The sequence below is a fragment of the Aeribacillus sp. FSL M8-0235 genome, from assembly GCF_038000355.1.
Lineage (GTDB): Bacteria > Bacillota > Bacilli > Bacillales > Aeribacillaceae > Aeribacillus > Aeribacillus composti.
This window is the reverse complement of the sequence record NZ_JBBOBW010000001.1, coordinates 170,654-183,288: the sequence shown is the minus strand read 5'-3', so window position 1 is coordinate 183,288 and position 12,635 is coordinate 170,654. Positions and strand designations below refer to the sequence as shown.

At 41.8% G+C, this 12,635-nt stretch carries 9 protein-coding genes, 11 tRNA genes, 2 rRNA genes and 1 pseudogene; 7 read left to right on the top strand and 16 right to left on the bottom strand.

Annotated features, from left to right (window positions below; genetic code table 11):
* Positions 1–245: 245 nt before the first annotated feature.
* A complete protein-coding gene (locus NSQ71_RS01050) occupies positions 246–1,031 on the top strand; it encodes a MerR family transcriptional regulator (RefSeq protein WP_340732396.1) in 786 nt (261 codons plus the stop codon).
* A 78-nt stretch (positions 1,032–1,109) separates the two neighbouring features.
* On the opposite strand, the gene NSQ71_RS01045 is transcribed toward NSQ71_RS01050, so the two are convergent.
* The 9 genes from NSQ71_RS01045 to NSQ71_RS01005 all read right to left on the bottom strand — a co-directional run bounded on the left by NSQ71_RS01045 (position 1,110) and on the right by NSQ71_RS01005 (position 3,269).
* A complete protein-coding gene (locus NSQ71_RS01045) occupies positions 1,110–1,328 on the bottom strand; it encodes a tautomerase family protein (protein WP_066251730.1) in 219 nt (72 codons plus the stop codon).
* A 519-nt stretch (positions 1,329–1,847) separates the two neighbouring features.
* Positions 1,848–1,919 (bottom strand) — tRNA-Gly (locus NSQ71_RS01040).
* A gap of 5 nt (positions 1,920–1,924) precedes the next feature.
* Positions 1,925–2,000, bottom strand: a tRNA-Lys gene (locus tag NSQ71_RS01035).
* Between the two features lie 207 nt (positions 2,001–2,207).
* Positions 2,208–2,282, bottom strand: a tRNA-Gln gene (locus tag NSQ71_RS01030).
* A gap of 108 nt (positions 2,283–2,390) precedes the next feature.
* Positions 2,391–2,475, bottom strand: a tRNA-Tyr gene (locus NSQ71_RS01025).
* A gap of 12 nt (positions 2,476–2,487) precedes the next feature.
* Positions 2,488–2,560 (bottom strand) — tRNA-Thr (locus NSQ71_RS01020).
* Between the two features lie 95 nt (positions 2,561–2,655).
* Positions 2,656–2,731: transfer RNA gene (locus NSQ71_RS01015), tRNA-Val, on the bottom strand.
* A 1-nt stretch (position 2,732) separates the two neighbouring features.
* A tRNA-Glu gene (locus NSQ71_RS01010) sits at positions 2,733–2,807 on the bottom strand.
* Positions 2,808–3,077: 270 nt separating this feature from the next.
* Positions 3,078–3,269, bottom strand: a complete 192-nt coding sequence (locus NSQ71_RS01005; protein WP_066251733.1) for a hypothetical protein — start codon at positions 3,267–3,269, stop codon at positions 3,078–3,080.
* A 401-nt stretch (positions 3,270–3,670) separates the two neighbouring features.
* Here NSQ71_RS01005 and NSQ71_RS01000 point away from each other — a divergent pair, with 401 nt between their 5' ends.
* From NSQ71_RS01000 to NSQ71_RS00975, 6 genes are all read left to right on the top strand, one after another.
* Entirely contained in the window at positions 3,671–4,309 is a 639-nt protein-coding gene (locus NSQ71_RS01000; protein ID WP_340732392.1) for a response regulator transcription factor, read from the top strand.
* A gap of 182 nt (positions 4,310–4,491) precedes the next feature.
* Positions 4,492–4,893: a hypothetical protein gene (locus NSQ71_RS00995; protein ID WP_066251736.1), complete on the top strand. Its 402-nt coding sequence runs from the start codon at positions 4,492–4,494 to the stop codon at positions 4,891–4,893.
* 142 nt (positions 4,894–5,035) lie between these two features.
* Positions 5,036–5,821 (top strand): hypothetical protein, encoded by a 786-nt coding sequence (locus tag NSQ71_RS00990; RefSeq protein WP_340732387.1) that lies wholly within the window; start codon positions 5,036–5,038, stop codon positions 5,819–5,821.
* Between the two features lie 566 nt (positions 5,822–6,387).
* Positions 6,388–6,636, top strand: a complete 249-nt coding sequence (locus NSQ71_RS00985; RefSeq protein WP_340732385.1) for a hypothetical protein — start codon at positions 6,388–6,390, stop codon at positions 6,634–6,636.
* Between the two features lie 2 nt (positions 6,637–6,638).
* Complete coding sequence (locus tag NSQ71_RS00980; RefSeq protein ID WP_340732383.1) at positions 6,639–7,418, top strand: hypothetical protein; 780 nt, start codon at positions 6,639–6,641, stop codon at positions 7,416–7,418.
* 32 nt (positions 7,419–7,450) lie between these two features.
* The gene (locus NSQ71_RS00975) at positions 7,451–8,098 is read left to right on the top strand and encodes an ATP-binding cassette domain-containing protein (RefSeq protein WP_144598457.1); all 648 of its coding nucleotides are present in this window, start codon (positions 7,451–7,453) and stop codon (positions 8,096–8,098) included.
* 128 nt (positions 8,099–8,226) lie between these two features.
* On the opposite strand, the pseudogene NSQ71_RS00970 reads toward NSQ71_RS00975, so the two are convergent.
* From NSQ71_RS00970 to NSQ71_RS00940, 7 genes and pseudogenes are all read right to left on the bottom strand, one after another.
* Positions 8,227–8,567 (bottom strand): annotated as a pseudogene (locus NSQ71_RS00970) (transposase); the annotation flags it as partial.
* A 238-nt stretch (positions 8,568–8,805) separates the two neighbouring features.
* Positions 8,806–8,878: transfer RNA gene (locus NSQ71_RS00965), tRNA-Thr, on the bottom strand.
* Between the two features lies 1 nt (position 8,879).
* Positions 8,880–8,954, bottom strand: a tRNA-Asn gene (locus NSQ71_RS00960).
* Positions 8,955–9,079: 125 nt separating this feature from the next.
* Positions 9,080–9,195: ribosomal RNA gene (rrf, locus tag NSQ71_RS00955) — 5S ribosomal RNA — on the bottom strand.
* Positions 9,196–9,290: 95 nt separating this feature from the next.
* Positions 9,291–12,223 (bottom strand): 23S ribosomal RNA (locus NSQ71_RS00950).
* 177 nt (positions 12,224–12,400) lie between these two features.
* Positions 12,401–12,476, bottom strand: a tRNA-Ala gene (locus NSQ71_RS00945).
* 16 nt (positions 12,477–12,492) lie between these two features.
* Positions 12,493–12,569: transfer RNA gene (locus NSQ71_RS00940), tRNA-Ile, on the bottom strand.
* Positions 12,570–12,635 lie beyond the last annotated feature (66 nt).

The window sequence follows — 12,635 nt, the reverse complement described above, 5'->3', positions numbered from 1 at the left end:
TTTTTTTATAAATCTATTCTAGCAAATTTTAGGAATTTATGTTTTCATCTGCAAGAAAAATTTTTTCCTTTTGTAGCAAAAACCTTTCTTATTCCCATTTCTGGGCTTTTTATAAAGAAACGTCCAACTTGTCATAATGAAATATGACATTACAAATTTTTTCAGAGGGGTTGCACCTCACGCCGCGTTAGGTATTATGATCACAATAGGTTTATAAAGATAAGTATTTTGGGGGCGATGTTAAAGTGAAGGAAGAGTCTTACTTTACGATTGGCGAATTTTCTAAAAAGACGGGAACAACAATCCGAACATTGCATTATTATGATCAAATTGGACTGCTCAAACCGAAAAAAAATCCTCGTTCTGGACACCGATTATACTCTGCTCATGATGTATTGACACTTCAAAAAATAGTCAGTCTTAAATTTTTAGGATACAGTTTAGAACAAATCAAAGAGTTAATTAATGAAACCAACTTCGATTTAAACTTAAAGGAAACTTTACAGTTCCAAAAAGAAGCGCTTGAAGAACGAAAGGAACATATTGAAGAAGTGCTCAAAGCCATTAAACGAATTCTCACGATTTTAGAAGAAGAAAAAGAAGTGGATAGCAATGTTTTAATGAGTCTTATTCAGAGCATACAAACAGAAAAAGAACAGCGCAAATGGTTAGAACATTATACATCAAAAGAAGTAGCTGAAAAGCTTTTTGATCAGCCTGAAGAGGTAATGATCTCCCTTGACAAAGAATACATCCAATTATCCCAAGAAACAAAAAGATTGGCAGGAAGACCTGTCGATGATCCTGAGGTAGAAGCGTTAGTCGAAAAATATATGAAAACAATATTAGAATTTATCGGAGAAGAAACAATTAGTGCTATCGGGAATTTAGATGAAGCTGAAATTAAAACTATTGAAAATAAATTGGCATCTCCATTTACACAGGAGGAAGAGGAGTGGCTTCAGCAAGTGATGGAACATTATGCGATGAAAGCTGGGTTTCTCCAAGATGAAAATATTGACCGACTTTAGGCAAATGAAAAAACTTCACCTCCCCTTTTCCAATTGGGGAGGTCATTTTTTATCTTTGAATTACAGGATGATGGATATTCATTCAGCTCCCATTTTCCCGAAACCTTCCCCAAATTTTATCGAGTGAAGTGTTCCGCCGGAAGCCCAATTATCTCTTTCATATTCATCGAAAACTACTGTAACCCATTCTTCTTTCACGTTTAGTATTTGCGCTGCTGCTTTTGTTATTGCCTCAGTAAACTGCTGTTTCTGTTCTGCGGTTCTTCCTTTAGCCAGCTTTACGTTGATAAAAGGCATCGAATCACAACCCCTTTAAGCCGTTTGAATTTATAAATGGCGTCGAAATTTATTCGTCCTCATCCGGATCTGTGCTATTTCAAAAAATGAAACAAGACAGAAGTTTGTCGATATACTTCGTCACAACACCCGTAAAAACCTTTGCTGGGCAGTCCATTATGCAAAATGTTTTACACAAATCATCCTCTACAGCAACAATCTTCTGGAAAAGAGACTAATTTTTAAAATCTACCAAAAAATCATTTAGGTCATGGTTCCATTTCGGAACAACCGCATTCCCAATACTAAAAGGAAAAATACAATTCGACTTCAATGGTATATTCAAATTTAAAAGGCTGTTATGGGACTAAAAAGGCGAATGCTCCTGCATATAGTCTATTACATTATTTTGAGATTCAAAAGCGAGGATTAGATATAATCGAAGGGATTAGTAACATTTCAAATAAAAAAATCCTGACAATTTCTTGTCAGGAATTAAGTTCATCTTATTTTATAAAGTTTTCCCCGTTGAATTTAAAAAGCGGAAGACGGGACTCGAACCCGCGACCCCCACCTTGGCAAGGTGGTGTTCTACCACTGAACTACTTCCGCACAAATGGTGAGCCATGGAGGATTCGAACCTCCGACCCTCTGATTAAAAGTCAGATGCTCTACCGACTGAGCTAATGGCTCATAAAAAAATTTTTTTCTTCTAATCCATTTTAAAATTTGTCAGATGTCCCTTCCTCTTCCTGATCTTTCGAGGATGCTGGATGCGTCGGGACAACTCGCTGCTTATTCGACGAGACTTCGCCCTTTGTGAAATATAGTTAAATCTTACTTTCTATCTAACATTTTTACAAAAAAAAGAACAGACATGAACTGTCTTTTTATAATAAATGGCTGGGCTAGCTGGATTCGAACCAGCGCATCACGGAGTCAAAGTCCGTTGCCTTACCGCTTGGCTATAGCCCAATATCACCATTCATCTCTTGACTAATTATAGTGTACCAATAAAAAAATCACTTTATACAACATTTTGTTGTTTAATGTGATTTCAATGTTTCATAACATTCTTCGGCATGGTGGAGGGGGACGGATTCGAACCGCCGAACCCTAAGGGAGCGGATTTACAGTCCGCCGCGTTTAGCCACTTCGCTACCCCTCCGATTATTAAAAATGCCGGCGAGAGGAATCGAACCCCCAACCTACTGATTACAAGTCAGTTGCTCTACCAATTGAGCTACACCGGCGCAATAAATACTTTAAATCACACTCAGTTTTTACCTTTGTTTAAATTATTATACCAGTCTCATTAAGCCTGCTTAAGAAAAGCTTGTTTAGTACATGGTGGAGGATGACGGGATCGAACCGCCGACCCCTTGCTTGTAAGGCAAGTGCTCTCCCAGCTGAGCTAATCCTCCATGGTGACCCGTACGGGATTCGAACCCGTGTTACCGCCGTGAAAGGGCGGTGTCTTAACCACTTGACCAACGGGCCAATAACATCATTAGCAAAAAGACAAATTAAATTATATATAACAATTTGCTTTTTGTCAATTATAAAATCATTTTTCCTTCACAAGTTTTTTATTAAGCAATCGACGAGTATTAGTATAGAGAAAAAATGGTTTATTGTCAATATGAAGATTGAGCCAAGCATTTGCAGGAGGGATTCCATAATAAACGCATACAAATGATAAAGATAACCCCAAAGTAATTCCTAGTCCTACTTAATCTCTTCAATGCTTGATGGATAAGGGTTTTCACTTTATTTTTTAGGTACATGGTACGGGTCACGTGTGGCTTCGTTTATTGTTCTCGTGATCTTTTCGATGTATTGTTTGAATGGGCTTCTTGAGATTTTTTCCATCTTTCTACTTGTCCAATAAGCGTTTTGATGACTAACTTTTTCTAATGCTGCCACCAAGGCCGTCATCATCGCACCGGTACCTTGATCCACCCAGTTCCGCCCATTTTCAAATGTTTCGCAAACACACTCATCGTTCTTTCTGTACTCTCCATTGGACGCATTCCGGTCATGTCTATTCCTTTTTCTCTCAGCTATTTCTGGATTTGCTATAAAAAACCTCCTTATATCTATTCTTGAGGAGATTATCTCATAATCTTACAGAGTCTAGAAGATTGGCTAAATTTGACGCTTACTTTTAAGGGAAAACGTTCCAAAAAAGGTTAAAATTATAAAAATCAGAAACAATTCTGAGAGATCTGACGTTTTAATAAGTAGAAAGTCCTTCACTAGAAGTTATGTCCGATATTTCGAATTATCCATGTTTTTTAAGGCAACGAGCGTGAAGAGATGTGTAAAAAGAACAGACAAAAGGAGGTGTAAAAAGGTGCGTTATGAAAAAAATACGTGTACTGTTGATTGACAAAGACAAAGATGAGTTGTTAAAAATTTGCTCTAGCGTTAAAAATGAGACCGACATAGAAATAGTAGGAGTCACGTGCGAGCTGAAATGTTTAAGTGATTTTATTAACCGTATACATGTGAATATTGTACTAATGAATATCAGATTAGTAAAAGATACAGAAAAAATCAAAGTAATAAAATCTGTTACTGAAAAAACAAAAGCACAGCTGATTATTTTAAATGATCAGATTGACAATCGATTGATTTTTGAAGCTTTTATTGCCGGGGCAATCTGTTACATAGACAAATCCTATAATCATATTCCAAATGTAATACGCTTAGCGTATCAAAAATGGTCACTTAAAAGTGCTTATGTTGAATCTGTTATCCGTAAGGAGTTTTGTCGCTTAAGACAACTAGAGATCCACTATATGAAGGAGAGATTAACACAAACAGAACAAAAAATATTAAAGCTGATTGCTGAAGGCTATAAGCAAAAACAAATAGCAGAAATATTAATGGTAGAAATTAATACAATAAAAAAGCACATTACTAATATTTTGAAAAAGACGGGGGAAAAAAGAAGCAAAGAAGCAGCCCGAAAGGCCCGGGAATGGGGGTTAATTTAAAAGGTGGCAAGAAAATTTGGGACTTTTTTCAAATGTGGATTCTACTCTATCATAAGTTTAGGTGATCACCGTTCTGTATTGTTAGAAAATGTGAACTGTAAAAACAGGTAGCTAGCACCTTACTCGAAGGATTCTCGCGGGAATTCAGGAATTTTAATGCGGAAAAACGAGGAGGGTTTTATGTGAAAAAAAAATGGTTAAAAATTGCTTTAACTTCTATTCTAGCTGTAGGAGCATTAGTGCCTGTTGCATCAGCTGCTAACTACAAATTTCATTTTGATGTGACAACAAACTTTTTAACTGGACGTGCTTATACTAACTATGCATGGAAATTTACAGATAAAGAGAATCCAGTTGTTAAGATTACTAGTATAGATTCGAATTGGACAGCAGGAGTAAGAATGGAAAATTCGGAAGGTGCGAAAAGAAGTAGTAATCTTTATACTAAAAAGGCTGGTAATTACACATTAACAAATAATGGAGCTAAGGCCAGTTATAAGTACCGTTTGAAAATCTGGAAAGAAAAAGGAGGTAAATTTGACCGCTTTACGATGAAAGGGAAATGGAACCCAGATACGTATTAACTTAACTCTTTCAATTTCGATTCCGTAGCATATCGCATTTCTGCAATGTAGAAATGCGATATGCTTTTAAAGTAGTTTTGATAGTTATCAATCAGAAAGCGAGTGAAAGATGATGCTCTTACTGGAATTAAAAAGGGGTTTATTGAATAAGCGCATGTTAGTTTCCTGTATGTTTGCTCTTGTAATAATATTTTTGACAGCTTATGACAGGTATTTGTATGATGTTTTATTTTTTGACCCCGAAGCTCCTGATATACGAGGTAATCATCAAGCGATTCAAGATATTTTAGGTGAAATACACAACAAATATAATATTTGGGAGAGCAGTTTTTCATACATAGGTATATTTTTTCCTTTAATTGTTGTGTTTCCATATGCCGCTTCCTATTTAGAAGAAAAGAATCAGAAGTTTCATTACTTTATACAAACAAGGAAATCTTTTGACCATTATGTTAGGAACAAATTCTTGGCCGCCACTTTAACTGGGGGGCTTGCTATCTTCATCCCAGAGTTTATCTTTTACGCTATAATTTCTATTTTTTTTAATAATGATGCCGATTCCCCCTATCGACAACTGCAGGAAGAAGGCATATTCTACACATTGTTCAACACACAGCCTGAATTGTATATTTGGATCAAATTTTTAACGCATTTTTTGCTTGGGGCGTGTTTCGCCTGTATCGCTTTATGCCTTTCCACCTTCGTCAAGAAGAAAGCAATTGTATACGTTGGGCCATTTCTGATTTTCGGTATTTGGGAGATCACCGCAGGAGCCATTCTGGATCAATATCAGTTTTCTCCATCCACCTGGTATGATTTATGGCCTGAAGTTTCGCCATTCTATGTATACGGTTCAATGATCACGATTTTGATTACAGGTTATGTAATTTTTATTTGGAGAACGAGACGGGTGAGAATTGATGACTAATGCCAATCCCCTGAGCACTAAGACCATTCTTTTAAACTGTATGAAACACAAAGTGAAGCACGTAGTTCTGACTCGAAAAGCTGTTTTGTTTGTATTGCTCGTATGTTTAGCAACTTTTCTGGCCAATAGCAAATTAGCGCATATTGACAACCGTTTCCTCAATATGTGGGATTTAATCTTCGATATGCTGTATCATCCTTACTACCAATTGTTCTTGTTTTTGCTGTTCTTCCTGTTTGTGTTAAGTGATATTTGCGATGATCGGCCGATAACTCTCTATGTTCTGCTGCGTTTAAATAAAAAATCGACTTGGTTACTTTCCAAAATATTCCTAATACTTTTAATAAGTACACTGTACACGCTCGTATATCTTTGTATTATTACTCTAATTTCTCTTTTATTATACGGTTATAGCATCCATTGGAGTCCAGGATCCTCCAATCTTTACCACGGGGAGCTTATTGGGCATATACAACCAGTTACTGGTTTTATTCTGTTAGCTATACGATATGTCTTAAGTATTTGGTTTCTCAGCATCCTATATTTGTTTGTTTATGCGTCAGCAGATGGTTATCGTCAAAGCAGTATCGGTGACGGTGATGCTTCTTGTTATTAACCATTTATTTGCTTATAGGTTTTTTGTATCGTATGTTCCGTTTTTGTATATCCATAACGGTTATCTCGTGACGCTTAGGCTGAATGAAAACGGATTCCAATCGGCAATGGTGTTGAATGCAGCAGCCGTTTCTCCTATAGTTTTAATGCTTCTCGTCTTGTGGATGAGAAAATCAAAGCTGGAATTTGGGGGATCTTGAATATGATCAGAGAATGGAAAGCCCTTGTTCAGTTTAATATGCGCTACTTTACTTATCATCAGTGGCTTCTGGCGATCGCAGTGTTCGTCATCTCTAATTTGGTCACACTTCTATATTATGGAGATCTTGTCTCATCCACTATAGATGCATTCATCTTCCACTTTGCCGTGTTCGAGGGGGCGGATATTTTAACGATCATTCATACATTGCTCCCTTTTTTCGTATTAGCGTATATTGTTGACTTATACATGGAAAACAATTTTCATGAGAATTTACTGTATACTTTGCTGCGGATATCTAACAGGAACGCGTGGGCATTGTCCCATTTGACCGTCTTATTTGCCATTCATGTTGTGTACCTATTTTTTTATTACAGTCTGTCCTGGTTCATTTTGCATTCTATTTATAAGTCAGGTGATATTACAGTCCAGTATTGGGCAGGTAAATTATCGTCAAAAGATGTATATTCACAATGGTTATTTCTATTCCTTTCATGGATTATCCAGCTAATCGGCTCTTTTAGCATTAGTTTGTGGCAAGTATATATCAACCTCCTTACCCAAAAAAGCGGTTACGGGTACTTCTCTGCTGCTTTAATGTACATCATTCCTTTCATTTTGGGGAATGTGAATCTATGGATTGGAAGCCATGGCAGACTTGTAAACTATGACGTGTTGGCTCCAGGTAGCGGGAGTCATTCAATCGCTGGTTTTGTCATTTTTCATGTTTTATGGATTCTTCTGTTCATTTATTTGTCGTATCGCGTTATGACGCGACGTTAGATTGCTGAATTTTCAAGGAAAGGTGATAAACTATGGCAGTTGTATTGCAGGTAAGGAACTTGAGCAAAACATTTAAAAAGGAGAAAGTATTCAGTAATATAAATCTTGATATTGAAGAAGCAAAGATTTACGGGTTTGTCGGGCATAATGGGAGTGGTAAATCAGTTTTCTTTAAGATACTTTGCGGCATTTTACTCCCAGACCAAGGAGAAATTAAAATTTTTGGAAATATTTTAGGGAAGGATATTGACTTTCCCACTGAAGTTGGTGCTGTTATCGAGACACCAGGATTCTTGTCCGATTACTCCGGATTTAAAAATTTAAAATACTTAGCTTCTATACGCAATAAGATTAGTGATAAGGAGATTATAGAAGCAATCCAAAGTGTCGGTCTAGATCCGAACAGCAAGAAAAGTGTGAAAAAATATTCTTTAGGTATGAAACAAAGATTGGGTATCGCACAAGCAATTATGGAGAAGCCGAAAATACTCATACTAGATGAACCAATGAACGGTCTGGATAAAACAGGAGTCAAACAGATAAGAGAATTGCTGTTGTCATTGAAAAAACAGGGGACAACCATCTTATTGGCGAGTCATATCAGTGAGGATATTCACATACTATGTGATAAAGTGTACGAATTTGATAATAAAACACTTGTGGAAGTAAATAAACTCTAGATTTCACTTAATCAGCCATTCCGAAAAAGGGTTGAATGCATACATTCTACTTGAAGCACTTGAAAAGACAGTTCAATGGCTAAACGGCAGATGTCACCGAATTCTTTGGAACTCAAGTCAAAACGATTGGCATTTCCTAAAATTCGTTCGTTAAACTTGCTAATTTCACGTGTACTCATGTCATTTTGATACATCTTGATGATCGCTTCCTCGAGCCAGCCGGTATGGCGTTGGTAAGGGAGGGGGAACAAATGCGTTTGAAATTCTCCGTTCCGGTAATCCGACCGTATTGTGCATCTGGATTTCGTTGATAGTAGCCGTTTCTCATATTCGATGTTCCAGCTTGTTCAATCTCGAGGAAATGTTTCATTTCTTCCCACATAATCAGCTCTAATTTTTCATTCACAAACTGACGAATGGTACTTTCCTGTTGATTAGCCCAGTCACCATTCGGTATTCTTTTAGACATAGGTAGGGTTCTCTGGAATATTTGGCCAAATCAGAAAATACCCTACCTTATGCTTTACACAAAATTTTATACATCATCCTTTTGGCCGACATAAATTTTATCGAGGTCTTTTATATTTTTTTAAAAATAATATAAAAGATCTTATTGCCGTCAAAATGTTGTTGAAGAATAATATAAAAACAAAAAAAGGCTCCCTCGCACATCGAGAAAACCTTGTTATTTCAACGTTTTTCATCAAAGCTTCCAACCGGGCTCGAACCGGTGACCTCTTCCTTACCATGGAAGTGCTCTACCAACTGAGCTATGGAAGCATGGCTCCGCAGGCAGGATTCGAACCTGCGACCGTTCGGTTAACAGCCGAATGCTCTACCACTGAGCTACTGCGGAATATTTTAATAAACCATATTTTGGTTCACATACAGCTCAATCAGTATATCAAAATGACTTCAAAAGAATGTACTCTTGTATGGTTCTCTACAATAAGCCCAGCTTTCAAAAAGAATTTAAAGGCAGCCTGGCAGCGTCCTACTCTCACAAGGGACAAACCCTCACTACCATCGGCGCTGAAGAGCTTAACTTCCGTGTTCGGGATGGGAACGGGTGTGACCTCTTCGCCATTGCCACCAAGCAGCCTTTTCTGTTTTCCTTCCTGTTGTCAAATGACATCGGAATGTCATTCTTTCAAAACTAGATAACGTTTCTTTCACGAATAGATGCTCCTACTTGGTTAAGTCCTCGATCGATTAGTATCCGTCAGCTCCACGTGTCACCACGCTTCCACCTCGGACCTATCTACCTCGTCATCTTCAAGGGATCTTACTCGCTTCGAGCGATGGGAAATCTCATCTTGAGGGGGGCTTCACGCTTAGATGCTTTCAGCGCTTATCCCTTCCGCACATAGCTACCCAGCGGTGCCCCTGGCGGGACAACTGGTACACCAGCGGTGCGTCCATCCCGGTCCTCTCGTACTAAGGACAGCTCCTCTCAAATTTCCTGCGCCCGCGACGGATAGGGACCGAACTGTCTCACGACGTTCTGAACCCAGCTCGCGTACCGCTTTAATGGGCGAACAGCCCAACCCTTGGGACCGACTACAGCCCCAGGATGCGATGAGCCGACATCGAGGTGCCAAACCTCCCCGTCGATGTGGACTCTTGGGGGAGATCAGCCTGTTATCCCCGGGGTAGCTTTTATCCGTTGAGCGATGGCCCTTCCATGCGGAACCACCGGATCACTAAGCCCGACTTTCGTCCCTGCTCGACTTGTAGGTCTCGCAGTCAAGCTCCCTTCTGCCTTTGCACTCTCCGAATGATTTCCAACCATTCTGAGGGAACCTTTGGGCGCCTCCGTTACCTTTTAGGAGGCGACCGCCCCAGTCAAACTGCCCACCTGACACTGTCTCCCGCCCCGATCAGGGGCGCGGGTTAGAATGTCAGTACAGCCAGGGTAGTATCCCACCGTCGCCTCAGCGCAAGCTGGCGCTCACGCGTCTCTGGCTCCTACCTATCCTGTACAAGCTGTACCCACATTCAATATCAGGCTGCAGTAAAGCTCCACGGGGTCTTTCCGTCCTGTCGCGGGTAACCTGCATCTTCACAGGTACTATAATTTCACCGAGTCTCTCGTTGAGACAGTGCCCAGATCGTTACGCCTTTCGTGCGGGTCGGAACTTACCCGACAAGGAATTTCGCTACCTTAGGACCGTTATAGTTACGGCCGCCGTTTACTGGGGCTTCGGTTCGCACCTTCGCTTTTCGCTAAGCGCTCCCCTTAACCTTCCAGCACCGGGCAGGCGTCAGCCCCTATACTTCACCTTACGGTTTCGCAGAGACCTGTGTTTTTGCTAAACAGTCGCCTGGGCCTTTTCACTGCGGCTCATCATGGCTTATCACCTTGATGAGCACCCCTTCTCCCGAAGTTACGGGGTCATTTTGCCGAGTTCCTTAACGAGAGTTCTCTCGCTCACCTTAGGATTCTCTCCTCGCCTACCTGTGTCGGTTTGCGGTACGGGCACCTCTCACCTCGCTAGAGGCTTTTCTTGGCAGTGTGGAATCGGGAACTTCGGTACTTCCTTTCCCTCGCCATCACAGCTCAAGCACACGGCAAGCGGATTTGCCTGCTTGCCAGCCCTAACTGCTTGGACGCGCACATCCAGCCGCGCGCTTACCCTATCCTCCTGCGTCCCCCCATTGCTCAAACGGTGAGGAGGTGGTACAGGAATATCAACCTGTTGTCCATCACCTACGCCTTTCGGCCTCGGCTTAGGTCCCGACTAACCCTGAGCGGACGAGCCTTCCTCAGGAAACCTTAGGCTTTCGGCGGAGGGGATTCTCACCCCTCTTTCGCTACTCATACCGGCATTCTCACTTCTAAGCGCTCCACCGGTCCTTCCGGTCCGGCTTCGATGCCCTTAGAACGCTCTCCTACCGCTGACACCAACGGTGTCAACCCGCAGCTTCGGTGATACGTTTAGCCCCGGTACATTTTCGGCGCAGAGCCACTCGACCAGTGAGCTATTACGCACTCTTTAAATGGTGGCTGCTTCTAAGCCAACATCCTGGTTGTCTAAGCAGCTCCACATCCTTTTCCACTTAACGTATACTTTGGGACCTTAGCTGGCGGTCTGGGCTGTTTCCCTTTTGACCACGGATCTTATCACTCGCAGTCTGACTCCCAAGGATAAGTCATTGGCATTCGGAGTTTGACTGAATTCGGTAACCCGATGGGGGCCCCTCGTCCAATCAGTGCTCTACCTCCAAGACTCTTCCCTTGAGGCTAGCCCTAAAGCTATTTCGGAGAGAACCAGCTATCTCCAAGTTCGATTGGCATTTCACCCCTACCCACACCTCATCCCCGCACTTTTCAACGTGCGTGGGTTCGGGCCTCCAGCAAGTGTTACCTTGCCTTCACCCTGGACATGGGTAGATCACCTGGTTTCGGGTCTGCGACCTCGTACTATTTCGCCCTCTTCAGACTCGCTTTCGCTGCGGCTCCGCCTTTCGGCTTAACCTTGCACGAAATCGCAACTCGCCGGTTCATTCTACAAAAGGCACGCCATCACCCGTTAACGGGCTCTGACTACTTGTAGGCACACGGTTTCAGGTTCTCTTTCACTCCCCTCCCGGGGTGCTTTTCACCTTTCCCTCACGGTACTGGTTCACTATCGGTCACTAGGGAGTATTTAGCCTTGGGAGATGGTCCTCCCTGCTTCCGACGGGATTTCACGTGTCCCGCCGTACTCAGGATCCACTCGGGAGGGAACGGAGTTTCGACTACAGGGTTGTTACCTTCTCTGACGGGCCTTTCCAGACCTCTTCGTCTACCCCGTTCCTTTGTCACTCCTTAATCGAGTGTCCTACAACCCCAAGAGGCACGCCTCTTGGTTTGGGCTGTTCCCGTTTCGCTCGCCGCTACTCAGGGAATCGCTGTTGCTTTCTCTTCCTCCGGGTACTTAGATGTTTCAGTTCCCCGGGTTGCCCTCCATACCCTATGGATTCAGGTATGGATACTGCCCCATTACGGACAGTGGGTTCCCCCATTCGGACATCTCCGGATCGACGCTTACTTACAGCTCCCCGAAGCATTTCGGTGTTTGTCCCGTCCTTCATCGGCTCCTAGTGCCAAGGCATCCACCGTGCGCCCTTTCTAACTTAACCGTTTCTTCCTAACATGAGCGATCTATTCGTGAATGTCTTTCCGTTATCCAGTTTTCAAAGAACAATGCTTTTTCTTTCAATGAGCTCCCTTGCTGCTTGAGTTGCTTCGAGCCGAACATCCGATCCTTCGAATGGGCTCTCGCATAGGAGCAATGCTTCCAATATTCATCAAACTTATGGTGGAGCCTAGCGGGATCGAACCGCTGACCTCCTGCGTGCAAAGCAGGCGCTCTCCCAGCTGAGCTAAGGCCCCAGGATGGTCTTATTTATGGTGGGCCTGAGTGGACTTGAACCACCGACCTCACGCTTATCAGGCGTGCGCTCTAACCGGCTGAGCTACAGGCCCATCCTGTATTTTTTTATTCAGCTTCTATTCGCTGGGAAATCGACTTTGCGAATTCACCAGCAAACG